Origin of the sequence: Homoserinimonas sp. OAct 916 (assembly GCF_003260275.1) — a bacterium.
Lineage (GTDB): Bacteria > Actinomycetota > Actinomycetes > Actinomycetales > Microbacteriaceae > OACT-916.
Window position 1 is genome coordinate 1 of record NZ_QJHB01000001.1, and the last position, 23247, is coordinate 23247.

A 23247-nucleotide genomic window follows, 5' to 3' on the forward strand; every position below is an offset into this window, starting at 1 on the left:
GTGTTACTCACCCGTTCGCCACTAATCCGCCGGAGCAAGCTCCAGCCTCATCGTTCGACTTGCATGTGTTAAGCACGCCGCCAGCGTTCGTCCTGAGCCAGGATCAAACTCTCCGTAAATGTTTGATCGACTAACCAAGCCCTCCTGACAAGCAGAAAAACCCGGCGTCACATCTAGAGTGCCAGGCCACCGGAATAGGTGGTACCCGACACAAGTTTGAAACTGACAGAACAAATCATTACTGACTTGCTTTGTTGTTTAATCATTTTCCAAAGGAATCCCTGACCACCAAAGTGGCCCGGGGTTTTTGGCATTTGACATTGTGCACGCTGTTGAGTTCTCAAGGATCAGACGCACCCGACACATGACGGTGAAGCCATGACTTTCGGGGCAACTTGATTGTGTCCATCACCGTGGCAGTCTGAGAGCCACCGTTTACAGGTAGCCGTTGAGGCTGCACACGATATTGTGATGGGATTGGGTCTCGGTCACGCCGATTGCGCGTCATGACTTTCTTTGACCAGATGTCCCCACGTGAGGCCGGGAGCCGCTCAGGACTTCCCGCACCTTTGGGGTGACAAGTAAGAAGATTACGTGCATCCGGCACCGGCCGCAAATGTTCGCGCTTCCCGGGCGTGTCGCGCTACTTCTCCCACGGCGCGGGTATCGGAAAGTACCGCTCCAAAAAATCGGTCACGGTACGTGCACGCACCTCGAGATCCACTTCGGGGAAGCTTCCGTCATTGAGGCAGAAGAAGTCGACCTCCCGCTTGGGCAGCAATGACTCCATCGACTTCAGGCCGGCGGCGGTGGTCGTGTCGATGTAGCTGACACGCGCGTTGGGCTGCTCGACCGCACGCCCGGTGAGCAGCGCGTAGTAGTGGTAGAGCGAATTCGTGACCGAGATATCGGTACTGGAACGAAACCGACTGGCAGCGGTGCGGGCGAAATCTGCAGCGAACTCGGCCTCCATCTCGTGCAGCACACTTCGGCGCAGCGGCACCGCCGCGTGCTCGAGGTGCCGGGTGGTGAATCGTCCGAACCGTTCGTGCAACAGCCGGCGATTGACCCGGGCCGCATTCTCGAAACCACTGCGCCTCGCGTGGTTCTCGCCCAGCCCGATGCGGGTGTCTGCCTCGATGAACTTGGTCACCCCGCCCGGGGAGAAGAACATGCTCGGTGTCACCGGCCGACCAAAGAACATGTCGTCATTGGAATACAGAAAGTGCTCGGCCAGGCCGGAGATGTGTTGGAGCTGGCTCTCGATGGCCTGCGAGTTATGGGTGGGCAGCACGGTGGGGTCTGGAAAGTAGTCTTCACTCCGAACGACGGTGACCATGGAGTGCTCGGACAGCCAAGCCGGTGCTGGCGAGTCGGTCACGATGAAGATGTGCCGGATCCAGGGCGCAAACATGTGGATCGAGCGCAACGCGTAACGGAGCTCGTCTACCTGCCTGACCCGCGCAGTCGAGTCGTCACCCTCGCCCACCTGGTGTTCCGCCATCCGTTCCGCCCACCGGCGTTGAAACTCCGGGTCGTTGCCGTCGACCCAGGAGAAAACGATGTCGATGTCAAAGTTGATGTCTGAGGCGTGCTCGGCAAACATGTTCTCGATCGTCGGCCAGCTCAGGCCGAAGCGCTCGACAGTGCTGCGCACCGCCTCGGCCTTGGGCAACCACATGCGAGTGAGCGAGTTCTCCATCGGCAGGAGGTACTCGTCGCCGGCCATCTCCCACAACTCCAGCTGCACGCCCGCCGACGCCCCATAGCTCAGGCCGCCCGCCGGCTCGACCCGTGGCCGATACAGCCGAAAGATACGCGCCTTCGACGAGTCGGCGAGGTCTCCGTCTGCAACGAGCAGGGATCTGCCGGTTCGGGCGTCGACGACCTGGGAGTAGAACGGCTCGTCCTGACACGCGCTCACCAGTGCCGCGCGAAGGCGCTTGCGGTCCTCCCAGTCCGCTGCGATCACGGGCCGCTCGTCGTTGCCGCGAACGAACAGGAATTCTATCTGCGCCTCATCAAGAACCCGGCGGATGAACAGCAGGTCTTCCACCATGGCCTCGTGCGGAGTGAGAGTGTGGTTGACCAGACAGAGGCGGTGCCGGAAGCGCGTGATGTCAGGGCGCTGCAACAATCGGGCCGCGGATGAGGCGCGCGGTGCTTTGGCGTCGACCTTGGCGTCATCCGGTTCGGGTGCGACGAAAAAGGCGTCGTGCGGAGCGGGCTGGTCGGTGATGATGCCTCCTCACTGCTCGATCGTGCAGAGGGCAATTCTACCAAGCAGCACCGGGCCGCCGTCAGACGCCGCCAAAGCCGCCGCCACCGCCACCGCCACCGGCGTGACCTCCACCAGTCGACCCACTGCTGGAGGAGCTGCTCGAGGTTCCGGACCACGACTTGGTCGCGGTGTCGGTGAGGCCGGCGACACCCGCCGCGAATACGGCGGAGCTGAAGGCGCCCTGGCCGTGATACCAATCGGGCCGGGTTCCCGTCTGCTCATAGACTTCGCCCAGCTCTTTGAACCACTGTTTCTCCAGCCCGAAGAGCACCGCATACGGCAGCAGCCGTTCATACAGTTTCACGATCTGTCCGGTCTCCACAGTGGTCTCCGCCGTGGTCTCCGCCGTGGTGCCCATGGAGGACGCGCTCGGAGTCGACCACGGGGTCTCGCCGATTGGGCGGAACGGCCCTCTCACAGCCCCCTCGGGGCTCTGCAGCACGCGCATGCGGTCAGCCTCGGCCAATCTGATGTACATCTCAAGCCCCTTGAGGTAGTCACGCAGTTCTGCCCCGAACGCGGTGATCGGGCGAACGCCGACGACCAGCATGATCAGGCAGACGAGAACCACGACCGCGACCATGATCACGAGCGTCGATAACAGTGCACCCGGTCCGTCGTCGGGGACCGCCATTCCGAACAGGACTGAAAGCACGGTCGCCGCAGCGCCGACGACGAAGATCCACGTTCTGCCGCGGCCGGTGGCCTTGTGCCGGTAACCGAGGGTGAGCGCCAGCTCTTTGGCCTTCGTGACCAGTTCGGGCATCGCACGGGCCATCCGGGGATCGGGCCTGGACATGTTCTTGCGGTCACCGGGGGTGCGCTGGGTGCCGAACAGAACACTCACCAATTCGACCCCTGGGTCGGTGAGCCCATCATCCGTCACATATTCGAAGTGGAACGTGGGCTTCCCGCGGCCCGAATACGGCGGCTCTTCGATCACACGCACATTGTGGTTGACGGCGAGATTCAGAAACTCGGCGGCCATCGCCTTGCCACTCTTGCCGTATACCGTGGAGGCGAACAATGGCGTGATCTGCTTCGGGGGCAGATATTCGGGGATGATCGTGCCTCGGCCCGGGTCATCCCACCACGTCGTCCGACGCTTGAAGAGGGCGAACAGTGCCGTCGCGATGAGCACACCCAACATGATTAGTTGACCGACGGCGGCCGGCGACGCGAGGTAGCTGTTGTCGCGCGGCACGAATGTTCCTTCGTGGAAGCCGAGCGCCACGGTCAGGGTCTGACGGGCTTTCAAGCCCGTTGCCTCCGCGGTGATCAGCAGCCCATCTTCCGTCTCAGCCGTAGTGAGCTCATCACAGGCGTCTCGAGATCTCGAGTGCCCCTGGTAGCAGCTGGCGCTGCCCGAGAAAGCTGCGGCAAGGTCGGCCTCCAGATGCACGCGCGCGGTCACCCGTTCGAACGGTTGTCGCGCTCCGGTGCCGTTGACGTTCCAGAAGAACTCCTCGACGGTCGCGTCGTCGGGCTGCAGCGTGACGTTCGTCTGGTGGTACTCGATCACATACGTTTTGGCCCCGTGCACATAGCCAAAGTCACGGTCTGTGATCGTGACGACGGTGAATTCGCCATCCTCTTCCTTGTCGACGTTGTGACTCAGGGGGATGCCCGCCCCGTCTTTGATCGAATAGATCTGCAGGTCGAGGGGCTGGTCGTTGTACTTGTTTGGGATGGCCCCTTGGATTCCGCGGTTCTGGTCGATGTCGGGGAACACGGCAACGATCGTCTCGACCGTTCGCAGGGTGGAGTTTCCGGCGTCGTTGCGGCCGAGATAGAAGTCGGAGTCGAGCGATTCGAAGTAGAAGTCGTCGACCGAGGTCGTGAGCCCGTCGACGCGTCCCGCCATCGGAGGGTGCGGTGCTCCTCGTTCGAGGCCCACAGTGACGGCAGTGTCCACTACATCGGTGACACCCGCCGCCAGTGCGGGCTGGCTGCCGACCGTGGCCGATGTGCCCAGCAGTACAGCGAGGGCAGCCATGACACAAACCATGAATCGACGCATCAGGTCATTATGGCCGGTCAGAACACTTTTCTCGTCCAGGCTCACAGATGTCGCCGAGAGCACGGTGAATCGTCCCTCCGCTTTGGAGCGATTAACCCGCGGGGTGCGGCACCCGGGAAACCATACCCCCTATGGGTATAGCCGGTAGTCAACTAGGCTGGGCTCATGATCCCCGACATCAAGAAGCGCGCCCTCCATCGCGCACGCATCCTCCAGGGCCAGCTGCGCGGTCTGGAGAAAATGATCGACCAGGAGGAGTACTGCGTCGACATCATCACGCAGTCACTGGCCATTCAGAAATCCCTCGCCAGCCTGAACAAGCTCATGGTGGACAACCACCTGCAGACGCACGTGACCCAGATGTTCCAGGAGGGCGGTGAGGTGCGCGAGAGGGCGATCACCGAGCTTCTCAGGCTGTTCGAACTCTCCAACAATCGGTCCTGACGGCGAGCACCCCTCAGCGTTCAATGGCTCCACACCCGGGCTGTACTGCTCAGAAGTAGGTTCTGAGCAGGTCGATGACGCGGTCGTCATCGTCGAGCACCGGCACCACCCGCCACTTGTCGAACGCGGTGCACGGATGCGAGATGCCGAAGCAGACGAGGTCTCCCGGCCTCACCTCGAGCCCGCCCTCCAGATGGAGGTAGGCGTGCTGGTCATCCATCTTCGTGACCTCCGCGCGGCCGTCCACCTCCTCCGGCGCGTCGCCGTCAGCTCGCCTGAGCCGGAGCGGCACCGGCATGCCACTGTCATAGGGCGCATCCCGCCTGCCCATTCCCACAATCGCCAGCCCCGGCTCCGGCGCCGACCCGACCTGGGCCCACAGCTCGATCGCCGCCTCCAAGTGGCCCTCCTCGGGAACCCGGTTGAACGGGGTGCGCTCATGGTAGATGCCGTGGTCATGGCTGACGTAGGCCCCGCTTCTCAGAATCAGCTGAACACCCCGTTCGCGCGCCCAGCCACCCGCGAGGGCGTCGACGACCAGGTCGAAGTATGCACTGCCGCCGGTGGTCACGACCGGGTGCGCACCGACCAGGCGCTCGTCGACCATTCGGTCGATCGCCTCGCGCACGACGCCATAGTGAGCCCGAACCCCATCAAGGGTCGTCAATCCCCCTTCATAGCTCGACACACCGGCGAGCCGGATGTACTCGGTCGATGCGACCAGGCGGGCGAGCTCGACCGCTTCGTCGGAGCTGCGCACACCGGTGCGGCCGCCGGCGAAACCGATATCGACCAGCACCGACATCCCGCCGGCCCGTTCGGGTCGGCGCTTTCCGGCTTCCGCGATCGCACGGACCCCCTCCACCGAGTCGACCAGACACAGAAACTCCAGCGCCGGATCGGCAACCAGCATCGCTGAAATGGCATCCAGCGCGCTGCCGTCGAGCAGTTGGTTCGCCAACAGGATCCGTTGCACGCCGTACCCTGCGGCCACCCGGGCCTGGTGGGCGGTGGCGACGGTGATCCCCCAGGCGCCCGCATCGATCTGCCGCTGGAAAAGGACCGGCGACATGCTGGTCTTGCCGTGCGGGGCGAAATCAAGTTCGTGCCGCCGGCAGAACGCTGCCATGGTTTCGATATTGGCCGCGAGTGCCGTCTCGCGTATGACCATGACCGGCCAGTTCAGGCTGCCGTCGAAAAGAGAGTGCTGCTCGGCGACGTAGTCTTCGACCGTGCGCGGCTCCCCCACCTGCCAGAGCGCCTTGTCGTGCCAGTCGATCACCTGCGTGAGCATCCCATCGCCTCATTTCCTCCGGTGCGGTTCTGTCCATCGTGGCACGCACGCGCGCCGAGCGGGCACAGTTGCTGCCGTCTTCAGGCTGATTCCGTCGTCTGCCTCACTCCGGCGGGATGAGGTGGCTCAGGCGCGGCGCGCATCCGGCAACAGAATCGATCTGCTGGTCGGCGGCAGCGACAGCAGTTGCTCCAGGGCAGGCTCCAACTCAGCGACCCACGCCTCGTAGCCGGCCTCGTTGAGGTGGATCCGATCGATGCTGAACGCCGGGTTGATCGCATTGCCCAGGGCCAGCGCCGGCCACAGGTCCAAGTACTGGGCCCGCACGCTGGGAGCGAATTGCCACAGGTGTCGATTGACCTCGCGCAGAAGCGGGCTGAATTCAGCCCCTCGCGGCAGCAATGAATGCAACAGGATGCGCGTGTCCGGCAATGCTCGGCGCAACCGGAAGAGGATGTTCTCGACGGTGCGCACAATAAGTTCCACCGAGCGATTGGACGCCACATCATTGGTGCCGATCCCGAGCACGATCGCCTGCGGCGCCTCGGCGATGATCGACTCCAGCCGGGTCGCCACATCCACACTGGTGTCGCCGTCGACACCGAGGTTCAGGCATCGGTACTCGGGGAGATGCTCCTGCCATGGTCCGTTGTGGATCAGGCTTCCGCCGACGAACGCAATCGTGGGCTGGTCCGCCTGGTCGCTCATTGCCCACACCTCCCGAAATGTCGACGGCAGCCGGTCACCGCCGTGAACCCATCATCCATCGATCACGGGCTGTTGACCAGTGCTGCGCGGCGGATGCTCAGGTAGAAAAGCGGGATCTCTCCAGACTGAACCAATGCCCGTGCCTCAGTGGCCGGATTCACAGTGGCCGGATTCACAGTGGCTGGATTCACAGCGGTTGGATTCACAGTGGCTGGCTACACAGTGGCGTCTCAGATCATTCCCTTGGTGTGCCAGACGGTCTTGGTCTCGGTGAAGAACGTGATCCGATCGATCGACGGTGACGCCGCATCCGGCCCCGCCTCGGGCGGCAGCACCCGTTTGAGGGTTTCGGCCGCGTCGATCTGCAGGTCGACCCAGTCGAGGTCACCCGCTCCGAGCAGGTCGAGCGCGTTGACGTCGGCGTGCGAGGCCAACCACGGTGCGATCTCGGCCGGCGAGCCGGTGAGGATGTTGATCACTCCACCGGGCACGTCACTGGTGGCGAGCACCTCGCTCAGGCTGATCGCCGAAAGCGGGGTCTTCTCGCTGGCCACCACGACGACGGTGTTGCCGCTCACCAATGCGGGTGCAATCGCGCTGACGAAGCCCAGCAGGCTCGCCGACGGCGTCGGATGTTGCGGCGCGATGATCGCCACCACCCCGGTCGGCTCGGGCGTCGACAGGTTGAAATACGGCCCGGAGACCGGGTTGCCGTTGCCGGCGACCTGCACGTACTTGTCGGCCCAGCCCGCATACCAGACCCAGCGATCGATGGCGGTGTCGACCTGCTCGCCCGCCTGTTTCGCCGTCACACCCTCTTGACGGCAGATCTCGTCGACGAACTGTGCGCGACGCCCCTCGAGGAGTTCGGCTATCCGGTAGAGCACCTGGCCGCGGTTGTAGCCGGTTGCCCCGGACCAACCGGTGACCGCGGCGCGGGCTGCGACGACCGCGTCACGGGCGTCTTTGCGGCTCGCCCGGGCGACGTTGGCAATGAAGCTGCCGTCGGCACCGGTCAGTTCATAGACGCGACCGGATTCGCTGCGCGGGAACTTACCGCCGATGTAGAGCTTGTAGGTCTTCAAAACGGCGAGGCGGGTCATTTCGTGGCCTTCTTCGAGGTGCGACGGGGCTTTGCGGAGGGCGTTGCAGAAGTGCGTGTGGTGGCGGCGGACGCCGTGACGGGTTCGGCGACGGGTTCAGCCACAGCCTCTGTCGTCTGGGCTGCGACCGCGGTCAGTGCCGGTGAGGTACCGGCCGGCTTCAGGTAGGCGGCGAGTCCGTGGCGGCCGCCTTCACGCCCGTAGCCCGATTCCTTGTAACCGCCGAACGGGCTGGCGGGGTCGAGCTTGTTGAACGTATTGGCCCAGATGACCCCCGCGCGCAACTTGTCGGCGACCGCGAGGATGCGGCTGCCCTTGTCGGTCCAGATACCGGCGGAGAGGCCGTACGGCGTGTTGTTGGCCTTGGCGACGGCCTCGGCCGGGGTGCGGAAGGTGAGAACAGACAGGACCGGTCCGAAGATCTCCTCGCGCGCGATGCGGTGGCTGGTCGACACGTTGGTGAAGATGGTCGGCGCGAACCAGAAACCTTTCTCGGGCAGCACGCACTCGGGGCTCCAGCGCTCGGCGCCCTCGTCTTCGCCGACGGCACTGAGCTCGGTGATCCGAGCCAGTTGGGCAGCGGAGTTGATCGCCCCGATGTCGGTGTTCTTGTCCAGCGGGTCGCCCAGACGCAACGTCGACAATCGGTCCTTCAGCCGGTCGATCACCTCGTCATGAATGGATTCCTGCACCAGCAGGCGTGACCCCGCACAGCAGACGTGTCCCTGGTTGAAGAAGATGCCGTTGACGATCCCCTCGATCGCCTGGTCGATCGGCGCATCGTCGAAAACGATGTTTGCGGCCTTGCCTCCCAGTTCGAGGGTGAGTTTCTTGCCGGTCCCTGCGGTCGACCGGGCGATTCTGCGCCCCACAGCGGTCGATCCGGTGAACGCGACCTTGTCGACATCCGGGTGATTCACCAGCAGCTCCCCGGTCTGCCCGGCACCCGTGATGATGTTCACGACACCCTCTGGCAGTCCGGCCTGTTGCACGATCTCGGCGAACAGAAGAGCGGTCAGCGGGGTTGTCTCTGCAGGTTTCAACACGACGGTGTTCCCGGCCGCCAGGGCGGGGGCGATCTTCCACGCCAGCATCAGCATGGGGAAGTTCCACGGGATCACCTGGGCTGCGACCCCGAGTGATGCTGGGGAGGCGCCGAGGCCGGCGTGGTCGAGCTTGTCTGCCCAGCCGGCGTAATAGAAGAACCAGGCGGCCACCAACGGAATGTCGATGTCTCGGGACTCCTTGATCGGTTTGCCGTTGTCCAGGCTCTCGGCGACCGCCAGTTCCCGGGCACGTTCCTGGACCAGCCGGGCGATCCGGAACAGGTACTTGCCGCGATCGGCACCGGACATCGTCGACCACGTTCTCGTGTAGGCGACGCGAGCCGCCTGCACGGCCGCATCCACGTCGTCGGCATCCGCCGTCGCGACGGTGGTGATTGTCTCCTCGGTGGCCGGGGAGATCGACGGGAACGGTGTGCCGCGCCCGTCGACGAACTCTCCGTTGATGAACAGGCCGTACGTCTCGCGCAGGTCGAGTATCGCGCGCGACTCGGGGGCCGGGGCGTAGTCCAGAAAGCTGATTGTCATGGTTGAAGGTCCTTAGTCGATCGTCACGTAGTCGGGGCCGGAGTAGTGCCCGGTGGTCATCTTCTGCCGTTGCATCAGCACGTCATTCAGCAGGCTGGATGCCCCGAACCGGAACAGATGGGGTTGCAACCACTCCTCACCCGCGGTCTCTGCCACGGTCACGAGGTATTTGATCGCGTCTTTGGATGAGCGGATGCCACCCGCGGGTTTGACCCCGATCTTCTGGCCGGTCAGCTTGTACCAGTCGCGCACCACTTCCAGCATCAGCAGGGTCACCGGCAGCGTGGCCGCGGGCGACACCTTTCCGGTGGAGGTCTTGATGAAGTCTCCCCCGGCGAGGATCGCCAGCCAGGATGCCCGGCGCACATTGTCGTAGGTGTTCAGCTCCCCGGTCTCCAGGATCACCTTCAGGTGCGCAGAGGTGCCGTCCTCCCGGCGGCAGGTCTCCTTGACCGCGACGATCTCGTCGAAAACGCGGCCGTAGTTTCCGGCGAGAAATGCGCCACGGTCGATGACCATGTCGATCTCGTCGGCACCGGCCGCCACCGCGTCGCTGGTGTCGGAGAGTTTCACCGGCAGCGAGGCACGGCCGCTGGGGAACGCGGTGGCCACCGCGGCGACCGCGATCTTGCCCCGATCAGGGGCACCGTGGTGAGCGCCGAGCGCAGCCACGGCGTCGGGCACCATATCGCCGTACACGCAGATCGCGGCAACCGGGCCGCAGTCGGGGTCGGAGGCGTCGGGCGTGATCGCCTTTGCCGCCAGCGAGCGCACCTTGCCCCGGGTATCTGCTCCCTCGAGCGTGGTCAGGTCGATGAGGGAGATGATCGTGTCGAGCGCCCACCTCTTTGACGTGGTCTTGATCGACCGCGTGCCCAGGGCGGCAGCTCGTTGCTCGAGGCCCACCGCATCCACCCCGGCAATGCCGTTCAGGTAACGGCGCAGGCCTTTCTCGGTCAGGTCGGTACCGAGAACATTCAGTGCCCGCTCGGCAGGCGCCAGGGCTGTCGTCAATGTCACAATCGTCTTCTTTCGTCTCATTCACAGGTCACACCCGGTCACCCGACCCGGCGCGACCCGCCATTCAGTACTCGTGCAGCGACCTGGTCGGAGAGCAGCATCGCGCTGGACTCCTCGTCGGTCACCAGGACCGTGCACAGCCCGCTGGTGACCACCGCTTTGGTGACGGCGTGCTTGGGCCGACCGGCGATCACCGCGATGGAAGTGGCCGCTCGGCGGATCTCATCCAGGCCGAGGCCCACGGTGCGGTCATCGAGCTGTGTGTCGACAATTTCGCCGGCGGCATCGATATAGCGCCCGAGCACATCGCCCACAGCGCCGCGTGCCACCAATTCGTCGACGTCGGCCGCGGTGATATAACCGCTGTCAACGTGAACAGAGGATGCGTCGGCAACACCCGCACTGAACAGGAACGCATCGGCGGCTCGAGCCTTCTCCAGCACCTGGGCCACGGTGCGATCCCTTTCGATGGCACGCTTGGTCTCCAGATGTTCAAGAATTGCCGGGCTCGGCAGCAGAGTGGCCTGTCCGGAGCCCTTGTGAGCGATCTCGACTGCCGTCGCGGATGCCGTGCCGGCCATTCGGTTCAGGCTGACTCCGCCGTTGATCTGCACCACATCGACGCGTGTTGCCCACCCGTGTCGCAGACAGTCGGCGACACCTTGCAGCGTGCGCCCCCAGCTCACCCCGAGGGTGCGTGGGACCGGCCGCATTCCGGTCAGGTAGTCGGCCGCGGCCTGGGCGACACGAGCTTGAATCTCTGGGGCGCTGCGATGCTCTGACTGCACCACCACGGCGTCTTTCAAGCCGAACTTCTCACGCAACATCCGCTCTGCCGATAAGCGGCGAGCGCGTGGGTGCACGATTTCGATCCGGATGAAGCCCAACTCGCGGGCACGTGCCAGCAGCCTGCCGACCTTCCAGCGAGTGAGGTGCAGAATGGCACCGATCTCCTCCTGGGTCTTCGCATCCTCGTAGTAGAGTTCGGCGGCACGGATGGCAAGCAGTTCGTCGGTCTCGTCCACATCTCTCCTGTCCCCGTCGTCGTCACTCCTAGATTACGGTGAACTGTCCAGTTGATCAACAGATGTGTATCGGTTCGCTCACATGAGCAACATCTGGTCGCCGGCCGACTCCCGTCGTAGTCTGGAGCCCACAGACACCCGGCACCGAGCAAGGACCGATCGATGAAGACTTTCACGGTATTGGACCAGGTCGCGCGGCTGGAAGACCAGGAGTGGTTGGATCCGATCGCTGGCGCCACGCGGAACATTGTCGGGGCGTTGTTTCGGCCACAATGGTTGCGCGACCTCTTGCACGGAGTGCCCATCGGGCACCCGCTGCATCCATTGGCGGCGCAGATCCCGCTGGGCCTGTGGGCCGGGGCCGCCGGTCTCGACATTGTGCCCGGCACCGAGAAGGCAACCACCTTACTGGCCGGCGCCGGCGTGCTCAGCGCCCTTCCGGCCGCGTCGGCCGGCCTCGTCGACTGGGCCCAACTCGACACCAAGCAGTCCCGGACGGGCGTGGTGCATGCGGCCTGCGTGGTCACCGCCACCGGCATCTATGCGCTCTCCTTTCTCCAACGGGCTCGCGGCCGGCACGCTTCGGGGAAACTCCTCGGGTTTGCCGGTTTCTCCGTCGTGCTCGCCGGGGCCTTCCTGGGCGGGCACCTGTCGTACAGGCAGACCGCCGGGGTCAACCACACCAGGGACATTGAAGACACGTTGCCCAAGGGGTGGCACTCCCTCGGCAGGGCAGACGACCTGCCAAACGGCGAACTCCAGCAACGACAGGTCGGTGATGTACGGCTGGTGGTTCTCAGAACCGGCAGCCGGGTCGATGCACTGTCTGGGGTGTGCAGTCACCTCGGTGGCCCGCTCGCCGAGGGCGCCCTGCTGGTCGGCCCTGCTGGCACAGGGGCCTGTGTCGAGTGCCCGTGGCACAAGAGTGTCTTCTCGATGCGCACCGGCGACGTGGTGCACGGCCCGGCCACAACGCCGCAGCCATGCCTTGAGACCATGGTTCAAGACGGCGAGGTCTTCGCCCGGCTCGCGTCGGCCAATTGGGATTGACTGCCGCGCCATCGCCGGAACGCCATAGTCTGTCAACGTGGTGACATCACTGGCGCTCGCCCTCGACTTCGGCGGCACGAAGGCGGAATCCGCACTGATCGACGACTCGGGGCGGGTGGTTGCCGGGTCGCGGTTTCGCGCCCCGACCGGTCGAGACGCCACCAGCGAACATTTGGCGCGCGGGGTGGTGTCCATCATCCAGCAGTCCATTGCGTCAGCAGCTGGTTCTCAGATCGTGGGTGCCGGGATCGGTTCCGCGGGGCCCATCAACCGGGCCAAGGGCCTGGTCTCTCCGCTGAACGTACCGGGATGGCGTGATTATCCGCTGCGACAGACGGTCGTCGACACGCTGGCTGACAGGGGCCTCGACATCCCGGTCACACTCCAGATGGACGGGGTCGCGATCACGATGGCCGAACACTGGGTGGGTGCCGCCAGGGGCATCGACAATGTCATGGGCATGGTCATCTCGACCGGGATCGGTGGTGGCCTGATCGTGGGTGGCCGGGTTGTCACCGGCACCTCCGGAAATGCCGGTCACATCGGTCACGTCGAGGTGGCGGGGATGACCGGCGAGAGCACGTTCGGAAATGCAGGCGCTTTGGAGGCGATCGCCTCGGGCCCGAACACCGTCGCCTGGGCCAGACGCCAGGGTTTCACCGGCACCACTGGCGAAGACCTTGCGGCGGCCCATGCTGCCGGCGACGAGGTGGCGATCCGCGCAATCCAGCGCACCGGCCAGGCGGTCGGTCAGGCGATCTGCACGGCGACAGCATTGTTGGATCTGGAGATGGTCGCGATCGGTGGCGGATTCTCACAATCCACGCCCGACCTGTTCGAGACGATCAGGGAGACCATCTCTCATCATCACTTCGCCTTCGTGCGCAAGGTGCGCGTGCTGCCGTCCGCACTCAGCGGGACCGGCCCCCTGGTCGGCGCCGGCGCACTGATACACCGGGCATCACTGCTGGCCGCGGATTAACAGAGAAATAGTCAACCGATCGTCGATGCCGGCGTGCGGCGGAGTTCCACCGAGCGCGCCAGGTCGTCTTCAACCATGATGGGCCTTCGGAGTGGGATCGCCGCGACCAATGACAGCACCGAGACGACCACGAGCACGATCAGAGGCGGTGTCCACGAACCGGTCAGCTGCGACAGCACACTGAACATGAGCGGCCCCAACGCCGCAATGCCGTAGCCGACCCCCTGCACGAATCCACTCAGGACACCGGCCATTTCGTGGCTTCGGGTGCGCAACCCGATCAGTGCAAACGTCAAAGGGAAGGTGATCTGTCCGAGGCCCGCCATTGACACCCACAGCCAGGTGGCCGTGGCCGGCACCATCAGCAGACCCAGGTAGCCGACAACGAAGAATCCGACGCTCAGATATACCAGAATCCCGACGTTCTGTAGCCGGGCGGCGAGCGCCGGCGCCAGCAACCCGAGCGGCAGCACCATCAGGCCGTAGAGCGAGAGCATCGAGCCGGCGGCCAGGGGCGTGAGTCCGGCGATATCAACCAGCATTCGTGGCATCCACGCGAACATCGCGTACGCACTGATGCCGGAGACCGCGAAAATCGTCAACAGGGCCCACGCCACAGGAGAACGCCACACCTGTGCGTCTGCGCCACTCAAAGTGATGGCCGGCGCGGCTGGCGCTTCATCGACTCCGATACCGGCCTGCGGCGCCTCGAGAGAACCGCTCTCGGCCGCCGGGGTGGGCGCTCCGCTGGCTTCTGCCCGCGGCCTTCTCACGCGCAGCGACAACCACGGAAGCAGGCCGATGAAGGCGACGACCCCCCACACCCCAAGCGACACCCGCCAACCGGAGGCATCAGCAACCGGTCCGGCGAAAAGTGGCGGCACGAACGTGCTGAACGCCAGAGCAGTGGCATAGATGGTGGTCATCACACCGATGCGGTCGGGAAAGTAACGCTTGACCAGCGGCGGAAGCAGCACGTTGCCGATCCCCATACCGGCGAAGGCGAGCACACTCCCGGTGAGGAACAGCGCATAGTCTGCGGATGCCGCCCGCAGCCCGTTGCCGATGATCATGGCCGCCAGAGCGATCACTGTGGTGCTCTCCAGCCCGAGATTCCGGATCACGCGCGGAGTGAGCAGGCCGAAGACGGCGAAACAGATCGGCGGCAGCATTCCGATGACGCCGAGGCCGATGGTGTCGATCGCCACATCAGACGTGATCTGTGCGGTGATCGGTGAGACGGCGGTGACCGCTGTGCGCAGGTTGGCTGCCACCAGCACGATGCCCAGCAACGCCATCGTGCGGCCCGCCCAGAGGGGCAGCGGCTTGTCAGTGGTCATCGTGGACATTTGGTCATCCTATCGATCACGTCGCCGGTCTCAGCCCTCCTGGGCCAAGCGCTTCGACCGCGCGGCCAGTTCATCTTCGACAAGAATCGGCCTGGTCAACCAGAACCCGGCGACACCGGCAACCGCCGCCGAGACCAGCAGCAGGTAGATCGGCGCCTGCCAGCCGCCGGTCACCTCGTGCAGCATGGCCACCAACAGCGGTCCGAGTGCGCCGAGGGTGTAGCCGACGCTCTGCACGAACGCGCTCAGCTGCACCGCCATGCCATGGGTGCGAGTGCGGGTATTGATCAAGACCAACACCACCGGGAACAGCAGCGGTCCGGCCCCGATCAAGGTGACCCAGAGCCACGGCAGGAGCACTGGAACGGTGAGCAGCCCCAGATACCCGGCAAACCAGCACCCGACCCCGACGTAGACCAGGATGGCGGCGTTCTGCATGCGTGCCGCCAGCACCGGGATCAGTAGGGCGGCGGGCAGGCCGATCGCCGAGTAGAGCGAGAGCATCAGCCCCGCTTCGCCGACGCCCACCTGCGCCAGGTCGATCATGAGGCGTGGAATCCAGGCGAACATGGCGTACGCGTTCAGCGACGACATGGCGAACACCACGCCGAGCGCCCACGCAATCCGGGAATGCCAGACGCGGCCGATCTCGGTCGCATCCGGCACTTCAACGAGCCGGCGACCCTGCCCGCTCGCCCCAGTCTGCGATCGTCTGCCCACGAGGATTCCGAGCCAGGGCAACGCGGCCACCAGCGCGAGAACAGCCCAACTGCCGAGTGACACCCGCCAGCCGGCCTGGGCGGCCATCGGTGCCGCCAAAAGGGGCGGCAAGAATGTGCTCACCGAGAGAACCGCCGCGTACAGTGCGGTGAGCAGGCCGATCCGGTCGGGAAAATAGCGTTTCACCAGTGGGGGCAGCAGCACGTTGCCGGCGCCCATGCCGGCGAACGCGACCACACTGCCTGCCAGCAGGATGCCGACACCGGGCGCCGAGGCGCGCACCAGATGGCCGACCAGCATGATTGCGCAGACGACGACCACGCTCGTCTCGAGACCGACACGCCGGGTCAGGCGGGGCGTGAGAATGCCGAAGATCGCGAAACTCACCGGCGGGAGCATGCCGATGATCCCCAGGTCGAGGCTGGACAGGGGGATGTCTTTGGTGATGTGGTTGACAATCGGCGACAGCGCCGTGACCGCCGCTCGCAGATTGAGGGCGAGCATTATGATGCCGATGAACGCCAGGGTTCGCCCGCCCCACAGGGGCAGGGTGCGGTTGGCTGGCATTGCTCGATTCTACCGACGGCGATCATCGACCGGTGGCAACCGCGGAGCGGTCAGCCGAGGACGAGGCCCAACCAATCAACATCGTCAGTCTTGTACACGATCGACGACTCGATCCCCGCCAACGCCGCCACGGGCCGTGCGCCACGCACTTCGGCTCACATGCCGGGCCGCGCGGCGAGCGCCGTAAGGTGGGATCATGCCTCACAATCCGGATTCCGCCGCCCACGATTGGCGAACCGCGACCGGCGACGTCCTCGACTTGATCGCCGACATGCTCGGATCGCTCACCCCGGAGCGATGGGAATCTCCGAGCCTCGACGCCGGCTGGCGCATCAAGGACGTCGCCGGTCACATCGTGTGGCGGGTGGGAACACCAACGCGTCAGCTGTTGGCGAGCGGTTCGAAGGCGTATCTCGGCAAACATCTCAACCCGATGAAGGCCATCGACGACGTAAGCATCCTTACCGCACAGGCCAGCTACGGCGACCTCGTGCGCGACTTACGCCTCAGCGCCGAGGCCCATCGGTCGGGGCGCGGCCGCAAGAACTTCGGCGAACTCGCGGAGGCCGTCGTGCACGGTTTCGACATGTCCAATGCGCTCGGATTCGACCTCAGTGTCAACCCGAGCTCGACCGAGGCGGTCGCGCGCAGCAGAATGAAACTCTCGCCGAAGAACGTCCGTTCGGTTCTGAAGAACCGAACCCTGGTGGCCACCGACGCCGGATGGCGCATCGGCAGGGGCGACCAGTGGCCGGGCACGGCAGAGGCGATCGTGCTGTTCCTGTGCGGACGAAGGCCTCTAGCGGGCGGAACATTCGGGCCGGCTGAATAGCCGGGATGATCACTCGCTGAGCGCGAAAGGCAGACGAGAACCACACGCGATTCGCGCACGGTCTCGGGCCCCAACTTGGCGTCAGCTCAGAATGTGGCGTGCCCGCTCGACGTCGTCGCGCATCTGCAGCTTCAACGGCTCGATCCCGGCAAAGGCGACCATCGGGCGGATGCGCTCGACGAAGCACACGTCGACCACCCGGTCGTACAGGTCCGGGGTCTCGTCGAGAACATGGGCCTCGACCTGGCGCGGGGCGACACCGGCGAAGGTCGGGTTGCTGCCAACCGAGATCGCAGCCGGATACCGACGGTCACCCGTGATCAGCCAGCCTGCATAGACGCCGTCGGCCGGAATCAACCCGTCGAGGTCGGCGGAGAGGTTCGCTGTCGGAAACCCCAGAGCCCGGCCCCTTTTGGCCCCGTGCACGACCATCCCGCGCACACACGGGGTGTGTTCGAGCAGTGCCCCGGCACCGGCAACGTCACCGTCGGCCATGAGCGAGCGGATCCACGTCGACGACACCCGGCGACCGTCGGTCGGGGTGACATCGTCGATGACGTGCACCTCGAAACCGTGGGTTTCCCCCAGGGTGCGCAACACGTCCACGTCGCCCGCCCCCTTGGCTCCGAAGCGGAAGTCGTGGCCCACCAGAACCGCCCCCGCGTGCAGGCAGTCGACGAGAATCTCTTCGACGAACTGTTCGGGGCTGAGCGCGGCGAATTCACGGGTGAACTCCATCAACAGGGTGACGTCGACGCCGGTTGAGGCGAGCAGCTCCAATTTCTGTTCCAGCCCGACCAGGGCTTCGGGGCAGCTCTCCGGGGCGAACAATGACAGCGGGTGGCGGTCGAAGGTCACCACGGCCGACAGCAGTCCCCGACCGGCAGCCACCTGTTCGAGCTGATTGATGACCTCGCGGTGACCGGCGTGCACCCCGTCGAACTTGCCGATGGTGACGGCAGTGCCGCCGAGGTCGGTGGGCACCTGGGTGATTCCCCGGAACAGTTCCATCAGGCGTCCCCGTGAGTCGGCGCAGTGGGAGTCGGCGCCGTATGGGTCGGCTCAGTGTGAGTCGGCTCAGTGTGGTTCGATTCAGGGCCTTCCGGCGGATTACGGGACAGCCAGATCATTCCCAGCACCGGGATCACCAGTGGGATGAACAGGTATCCGCGCCCGAACATGCTCCACACCGTGTCATGCGGGAAGAGTCCAGGGTCGAGAAGGCTGAGCGTTCCGACCACCAACACGCCGAGCATCTCGAACGAGATGGTCGCCCAGGCCACCGTGTGCCAGATCCGCCCCGGCTGGGTGAGCGCGATCGTGGCGACGATGTAGACCACGGCGGCGAGCGCCGACAGCAGGTACGCCAGTGGCGCCTGGTCGAACTTGCCCACGATCTGCACGAACGAGCGTCCGGTCGCGGCCAGGGCGAGCACCCCGTAGACGGCGATCAGAACTCGGCCGATTCCTCGGACTCGGGGTCGACTTCGCGAAACGGCTCGGGGGCGCAAGACTTCAATCATCGCCTTCGATTATCGCAGAGCAGGCCGGGATCACGATCCACCCGGTCCCGGGTGGGGAACAGCGGACTGTTCATGCCCCCTGTACAAACCAGATCTGCCCCATCCGGTACAGCATGATCGCCACCGACAGGCAGGCGGCACCCAGAATCACGGTCGACCACCGGGTGCGCTCGATCAGCGCCCAGAAGCCCGTCCCCACCGGCAGGAGAACAGCCGAGATGAGATAGACGTAGAACTCAAGCAGGCTCCCGGTCGCCCGATTTCCGAACACCGGCGCCAGAACAGACACCACCAGTTGGGCGAGCAGAAGGAGCCAGACCAGCGCGGTGGCGCCCATGGTGAGGTCGGTCGGTTTGCGGCCCATGAGACCGAGGATCACACAGAGCACACCGGCCGCCGTGGCGATCGCGATCTGCGCGATCAGGAACCAGGCGATCATCAGCTCTCATCCTCCGGAAAATTGATCAGTGACCTGGCACTTTCGCCACGCAGTTGGACCAGACCGACGAGGCGCCCCGACGGCGACACAGCGGCGATCGGCGGGGTGAGACCGGCCAGGTCGGGACGGCTGAGTCGCTTGCCGTGGCCGAGGTCGATCGATTCGGATTCGGTGAGCTGAACGACCGGAAATAGCCGCCCGGCGGCGTCTGCCGGCTCGATCAGTCGGCCCGGAACATCCGGGGCCTCCACCTCGTGTGCGTCATCGATGTGAAAGGGACCCACTCGAATGCGCCGCAACGCGGTCAGGTGCCCGCCGATCTGAAGTGCCCGGCCCAGGTCGCGAGCCAGTGCCCGAATATAGGTGCCGCTCGAGCAGACCACCCGCACGTCGAGATCAAGCCACAGGGTGCCGGACTCGTCATCTTCGATACGGGGCTCGCCGAGCAGTTCGAAGGTATGCACGGTCACGGGCCGGGCGTGCAGTTGCACGTCCTCGCCAGAACGTACCCGTGCGTACGCCCGTTTGCCGTCGACCTTGATGGCACTGACCGAACTGGGCACCTGCTCGATCTGCCCGGTGAGCGCGTGCATCGCCTCATCGATCGCATCGCGGGTCACCAGCGGGGTGCCCTGGTCTGGTTCCGGATCCAGGAATTCGCCTTCGGCATCGTCGGTGGTGGTGGCGGCACCCAGCCGGATGGTGGCCGTGTACTCCTTGTCGGCGCCGACCAGGTAGGTGAGCAGCCTGGTCGAGGAGCCGACCCCGAGCACCAGAAGACCGGTCGCCATCGGGTCGAGCGTGCCAGCGTGCCCGACCTTACGGGTCTCGGCCAACCGGCGGGTCTTCGCGACGACGTCGTGGCTGGTCCAGCCGCCCGGCTTGTCGACGAGAAGGATCCCGCTCGTGCGGCCGGCACCGCGCCCGGCCCGGTCGGTTGCACCGGTTTCAGCCGGTCCGTCAGTGCTCGCTGTCATCAGTGCGATGGTATCAGTGCGATGGGCAGACGCGGACGAGCACCGCCTAGGCTGGGTGCATGCGAATAGGGGTCATCGGTACCGGTGCCGTCGGGGGTACGATCGCTGCGCTCCTTGACCGTGCGGGGTGCCAGGTCGAGGTCACGGCGCGAGGAGAGCACCTGGCCGCCATCCGCGAGCGCGGCCTGACGCTTGCCGGCGCGTGGGGCGACCATGTGGCCAGGCCGCTCGCCGGCGAAACCCTCAGCCGGCAACCCGACATCGCGTTCATCTGCACCAAGGCGCAGGACGCCCCGGAGGCGATCCGGGCGAACCAACAGATGCTCACCGGCATTCCGGTGGTGATCGCGCAGAACGGCTTGGTCGGCGTCGACGAGGCGAGCCGCCTGCTGCCCGGCTCCGAGTGCATCGGCCTGCTGGCGCTCTATGCCGCCCAATTCCTGGCCCCGGGAACCATAACGGTCACGGCTCCCGGCCCCAGCTACGTCGGTGTGGGCGGTGGTGCGGTGACTGAATCCGTGCGCCACGTCGCCAGAACCCTGAACACCGCGATGCCGACGGTGGCCACGGACAACTTCGTCGGCACCCAGTGGACGAAGCTGATCGTCAACCAGGTCAATGCGATGCCCGCCATCACCGGGATGAGTGCGCAGGAAACCATCGCCGACCGCAGGCTCCGACGTCTGATCACCCTCAGCATGCGTGAAGCGGCCAGGGTTGGCTTTGCCTCAGGTGTGACGTTCGGAACCCTGAAGCCGCTCGACAACGGGTTGCTTCGGGTGTTCGCTGCCGTGCCGGTCTGGGTGGGGCAGGCGCTGCCTTGGCTCATGGCGCGCCGGATGGGCACAGTGCCCAACCAGGGATCGACCCTGCAAAGCATCCGCCGCGGCCGGTCGACCGAGATCGACTACCTGAACGGCGCCGTCGTCGATGCCGCCGAGGCGGCCGGAGTGCCCGCCCCGGTCAACGCCGCCTTTGTCGCTCTCGTGCACCGGGTCGAGCGTGACGGAGCGTTCCTCACCCCCGCCGAGGTGCTCGCTGCCGTGCCCAGGGATTCCAACCGCGAATGACGACCTCAGCAAGTGTCGGCGAAGACGCGCCGCGGATGTCTGGGGTCGGAGTTGTCGATCAGCGCCATCGCCGCCGCCTCCGGCGACGACTCGGCGACGTACAGTTCCTGTGCTTCGCGCAGGGCAGCATTGCTGACGGCGGCGGGAGCGGAGCCATCCCCGGGAGAGGCTGCGTCGAGACGGGCGAAGGCGACCTCGTCGGGAACCTGCAGAAGCAACGAATAGTGCCAGAGCCCGCGCATCTCCGGTCGGTTCAGGAAGACACCGTCGACGATGAGGACCGCGTCCGGCGGGCCGGACTCCCAGGTGGGTTCGAAGCCGGTGTTGCTCATCCGATCGAATCCGGCGGTGACGAAACCCGTGCTGCCGCCCATTCGGTAGGGGTCGATGAGCACGCGGCGCAACAACGAATAGTCGATCGTGTCGTGATAGTAACTGGCGCCGGTGTCGCGGCCGTGACCGTCTCGCTCGCTCCAGGTCCGGTAGAAGTCGTTGATCGACGCACGGAAGGCCGCATGCCCGAAGAAGCGGAACAGTTCGGCAAGATCGTCGGCGAACTGCTTCGTGCCCGAGCCGTCTGCACCGTCGACGGCGATCAGGGTGCGGCCGTGACCGTAGTTGTGCAGGATCTCGCTGGCGAGTGCCCTGACGAGGTCGCGCCGCGGTCCGGGTGCAAGGTTCATACCCCAAGCCTAGGCCGCTCACGTCACCACCAGTCGTCCGTGCCGGCATCATGACGGCTGAATCCCCTCCGGCGCGTGACCTGGCCAGTGACGTGCGTGCGTGGTACCGCCAGAACAAACGCGACCTCCCCTGGCGGCGTCAAGGCTTCACCGCCTGGGGAACCCTGGTCAGCGAGTTCATGCTTCAGCAGACCCCGGTGGTGCGTGTCGTGCCGAGGCTCGAACAGTGGCTCGAACGCTGGCCCACCCCCGCCGATCTTGCCCGGGAGTCGCCGGGCGAGGCAGTGCGGGCGTGGGAGTCGCTCGGATACCCGAGGCGCGCCCTGTGGTTGCACGCCGCCGCGGTCACGATCACAAAGCAGCACGGTGGCGTGGTGCCACGCGATGTGCATGACCTGCTCGCGCTGCCGGGGGTCGGCGACTACACCGCCCGCGCGGTCGCCGTCTTCGCCTATGGCGAGCGGCACCCGGTTGTCGACACCAACATCCGCCGCGTGATCGCTCGGGCGATCGCCGGGGTCGAGCATCCGTCGCCGCCGTCGGCGATCCGAGATCTCACGGCGATGACCGCACTGCTGCCGGAATCCGATGCCGAAGCCGCAGAGTTCAACGCTGCGATGATGGAGCTCGGCGCCGTGGTGTGCCGCGCGTCGAGCCCCCGGTGCGAGGTGTGCCCCATCCGCGCGCACTGCGCGTGGCGGGGCGCGGGCTACCCGGCGTTCACCGGCACCCGCCGCGCTGTCCAGAAGAAGTACGCGGGCAGCGACCGGCAGGTGCGCGGCTTGATTCTCGCGCTGCTTCGCGAGGAGCATGCAGCAACAGGCCGCGAGTCAATCGACGCCCTCTGGCCGGATGCGGCCCAGTTGGAACGCGCGCTGAAGGGCCTTCTCGCCGACGGTCTGGCCGCCGAACCGACGCCCGGCCGTTTCACCCTGCCCGGGCATGATCACGCACCACAGCCGTGAGGTCCTCCAAATGGCTCTTCCACCATCAGGAACCGCGCTCTGGCGCCCCTCACCCCACCGATGCCGACTACTCGACGTCGGCCTCGCGCGGCTTCACATAGGGGTCGGCGTCGCCCGCATAGCTGGCACCGGTGGCCAGCTGTTCCACCGCGGAGTCCTGGTTGCGTGCCTTCTCGAGCAGTTCCTCCAGGTGCGCTGCAGTCTCGGGGATCGCGTCGAGGATGAACTCCAGCGTCGGGGTGAGCCTGGAGGTGATGTTCTTGCCCACCTCCGTGCGCAGCAGGCCGGTCGCCGATTTCAGGGCGGCCGCCGAATCTGCACGCTCCTCCTCGGTGCCGTACACCGTGAAGAAGACGGAGGCGTGCTGCAGGTCGCCGGTCACCTTGACGTCGGTGATCGTCACAAAGCCGAGCCTCGGGTCACGAAGACCCTTCTCCAGCCGCTTGGCGATGATCACCTTGATGCGATCGGCCAGCTTTCTGGCGCGTGCCGGATCAGCCATGGTCAACTCCTCAACCTTCTTCTCACTGGGCGTTCCGTCGATCCTGCGTCAGACGGGGTATCCGGAGAGGCACTGCGGGGCAGATGCCCCGTCTGTGCCCA

The 23247-nt window shown here is 65.4% G+C and carries 22 protein-coding genes and 1 rRNA gene; 6 read left to right on the forward strand and 17 right to left on the reverse strand.

What is annotated here, in order from left to right; translation table 11 throughout:
• The 3 genes from DL891_RS00005 to DL891_RS00015 form a co-directional block, all read right to left on the reverse strand.
• A 16S ribosomal RNA gene (locus DL891_RS00005) occupies positions 1-119 on the reverse strand; the annotation flags it as partial.
• Between the two features lie 524 nt (positions 120-643).
• The gene (locus DL891_RS00010) at positions 644-2059 is read right to left on the reverse strand and encodes a stealth family protein (protein ID WP_111718259.1); all 1416 of its coding nucleotides are present in this window, start codon (positions 2057-2059) and stop codon (positions 644-646) included.
• Between the two features lie 241 nt (positions 2060-2300).
• Positions 2301-4277: a DUF2207 domain-containing protein gene (locus DL891_RS00015; protein WP_157962331.1), complete on the reverse strand. Its 1977-nt coding sequence runs from the start codon at positions 4275-4277 to the stop codon at positions 2301-2303.
• A gap of 189 nt (positions 4278-4466) precedes the next feature.
• Here DL891_RS00015 and DL891_RS00020 point away from each other — a divergent pair, with 189 nt between their 5' ends.
• Positions 4467-4745 (forward strand): metal-sensitive transcriptional regulator, encoded by a 279-nt coding sequence (locus DL891_RS00020; protein WP_111718263.1) that lies wholly within the window; start codon positions 4467-4469, stop codon positions 4743-4745.
• Between the two features lie 49 nt (positions 4746-4794).
• Here DL891_RS00020 and DL891_RS00025 read toward each other — a convergent pair whose 3' ends face one another.
• The 6 genes from DL891_RS00025 to DL891_RS00050 form a co-directional block, all read right to left on the reverse strand.
• The gene (locus DL891_RS00025) at positions 4795-6039 is read right to left on the reverse strand and encodes an alanine racemase (RefSeq protein WP_111718265.1); all 1245 of its coding nucleotides are present in this window, start codon (positions 6037-6039) and stop codon (positions 4795-4797) included.
• Between the two features lie 126 nt (positions 6040-6165).
• On the reverse strand, positions 6166-6747 hold the full coding sequence (locus DL891_RS00030) for a GDSL-type esterase/lipase family protein (RefSeq protein ID WP_111718267.1): 582 nt from the start codon (positions 6745-6747) through the stop codon (positions 6166-6168).
• Between the two features lie 230 nt (positions 6748-6977).
• Positions 6978-7850 carry an aldehyde dehydrogenase family protein gene (locus DL891_RS00035; protein WP_111718269.1) on the reverse strand — a complete coding sequence of 291 codons (873 nt, stop codon included), beginning with the start codon at positions 7848-7850 and terminating at the stop codon, positions 6978-6980.
• Entirely contained in the window at positions 7847-9436 is a 1590-nt protein-coding gene (locus DL891_RS00040; protein WP_198668728.1) for an aldehyde dehydrogenase family protein, read from the reverse strand. The genes DL891_RS00035 and DL891_RS00040 overlap by 4 nt, the downstream gene beginning before the upstream one ends.
• An 18-nt stretch (positions 9437-9454) precedes the next feature.
• The gene (gene deoC / locus DL891_RS00045) at positions 9455-10483 is read right to left on the reverse strand and encodes a deoxyribose-phosphate aldolase (protein ID WP_111718272.1); all 1029 of its coding nucleotides are present in this window, start codon (positions 10481-10483) and stop codon (positions 9455-9457) included.
• A gap of 17 nt (positions 10484-10500) precedes the next feature.
• Entirely contained in the window at positions 10501-11487 is a 987-nt protein-coding gene (locus DL891_RS00050; protein ID WP_111718274.1) for a sugar-binding transcriptional regulator, read from the reverse strand.
• Between the two features lie 162 nt (positions 11488-11649).
• Between DL891_RS00050 and DL891_RS00055 the strand changes: the two genes are divergently transcribed.
• Entirely contained in the window at positions 11650-12537 is an 888-nt protein-coding gene (locus DL891_RS00055) for a Rieske 2Fe-2S domain-containing protein (protein ID WP_111718276.1), read from the forward strand.
• A gap of 37 nt (positions 12538-12574) precedes the next feature.
• Entirely contained in the window at positions 12575-13519 is a 945-nt protein-coding gene (locus DL891_RS00060) for an ROK family protein (protein WP_111718279.1), read from the forward strand.
• 11 nt (positions 13520-13530) lie between these two features.
• On the opposite strand, the gene DL891_RS00065 is transcribed toward DL891_RS00060, so the two are convergent.
• Together DL891_RS00065 and DL891_RS00070 are read right to left on the reverse strand one after the other, a co-directional pair.
• The gene (locus tag DL891_RS00065; RefSeq protein ID WP_232818918.1) at positions 13531-14868 is read right to left on the reverse strand and encodes a CynX/NimT family MFS transporter; all 1338 of its coding nucleotides are present in this window, start codon (positions 14866-14868) and stop codon (positions 13531-13533) included.
• A gap of 30 nt (positions 14869-14898) precedes the next feature.
• Positions 14899-16155 carry an MFS transporter gene (locus tag DL891_RS00070; protein ID WP_111718281.1) on the reverse strand — a complete coding sequence of 419 codons (1257 nt, stop codon included), beginning with the start codon at positions 16153-16155 and terminating at the stop codon, positions 14899-14901.
• Positions 16156-16351: 196 nt separating this feature from the next.
• On the opposite strand from DL891_RS00070, the gene DL891_RS00075 reads away from it, so the two are divergent.
• On the forward strand, positions 16352-16987 hold the full coding sequence (locus tag DL891_RS00075) for a maleylpyruvate isomerase family mycothiol-dependent enzyme (RefSeq protein ID WP_111718283.1): 636 nt from the start codon (positions 16352-16354) through the stop codon (positions 16985-16987).
• Positions 16988-17068: 81 nt separating this feature from the next.
• On the opposite strand, the gene DL891_RS00080 is transcribed toward DL891_RS00075, so the two are convergent.
• The 4 genes from DL891_RS00080 to truB form a co-directional block, all read right to left on the reverse strand.
• On the reverse strand, positions 17069-17998 hold the full coding sequence (locus tag DL891_RS00080) for a bifunctional riboflavin kinase/FAD synthetase (RefSeq protein ID WP_111718285.1): 930 nt from the start codon (positions 17996-17998) through the stop codon (positions 17069-17071).
• The gene (locus DL891_RS00085) at positions 17998-18510 is read right to left on the reverse strand and encodes a hypothetical protein (protein WP_232818919.1); all 513 of its coding nucleotides are present in this window, start codon (positions 18508-18510) and stop codon (positions 17998-18000) included. Before DL891_RS00085 ends, DL891_RS00080 begins: the two co-directional genes overlap by 1 nt.
• 70 nt (positions 18511-18580) lie before the next feature.
• Positions 18581-18949: a hypothetical protein gene (locus tag DL891_RS00090; protein ID WP_111718287.1), complete on the reverse strand. Its 369-nt coding sequence runs from the start codon at positions 18947-18949 to the stop codon at positions 18581-18583.
• Positions 18949-19926, reverse strand: a complete 978-nt coding sequence (gene truB, locus DL891_RS00095) for a tRNA pseudouridine(55) synthase TruB (RefSeq protein ID WP_111718289.1) — start codon at positions 19924-19926, stop codon at positions 18949-18951. Before truB ends, DL891_RS00090 begins: the two co-directional genes overlap by 1 nt.
• 59 nt (positions 19927-19985) lie before the next feature.
• Between truB and DL891_RS00100 the strand changes: the two genes are divergently transcribed.
• Positions 19986-20996 (forward strand): ketopantoate reductase family protein, encoded by a 1011-nt coding sequence (locus DL891_RS00100; RefSeq protein WP_111718291.1) that lies wholly within the window; start codon positions 19986-19988, stop codon positions 20994-20996.
• A 5-nt stretch (positions 20997-21001) separates the two neighbouring features.
• Here DL891_RS00100 and DL891_RS00105 read toward each other — a convergent pair whose 3' ends face one another.
• Positions 21002-21679 (reverse strand): uridine kinase, encoded by a 678-nt coding sequence (locus tag DL891_RS00105; RefSeq protein WP_111718293.1) that lies wholly within the window; start codon positions 21677-21679, stop codon positions 21002-21004.
• Positions 21680-21729: 50 nt separating this feature from the next.
• On the opposite strand from DL891_RS00105, the gene DL891_RS00110 reads away from it, so the two are divergent.
• On the forward strand, positions 21730-22644 hold the full coding sequence (locus DL891_RS00110; RefSeq protein ID WP_111718295.1) for an A/G-specific adenine glycosylase: 915 nt from the start codon (positions 21730-21732) through the stop codon (positions 22642-22644).
• A gap of 67 nt (positions 22645-22711) precedes the next feature.
• Here DL891_RS00110 and rbfA read toward each other — a convergent pair whose 3' ends face one another.
• Entirely contained in the window at positions 22712-23146 is a 435-nt protein-coding gene (gene rbfA / locus DL891_RS00115) for a 30S ribosome-binding factor RbfA (RefSeq protein WP_111718297.1), read from the reverse strand.
• Positions 23147-23247 lie beyond the last annotated feature (101 nt).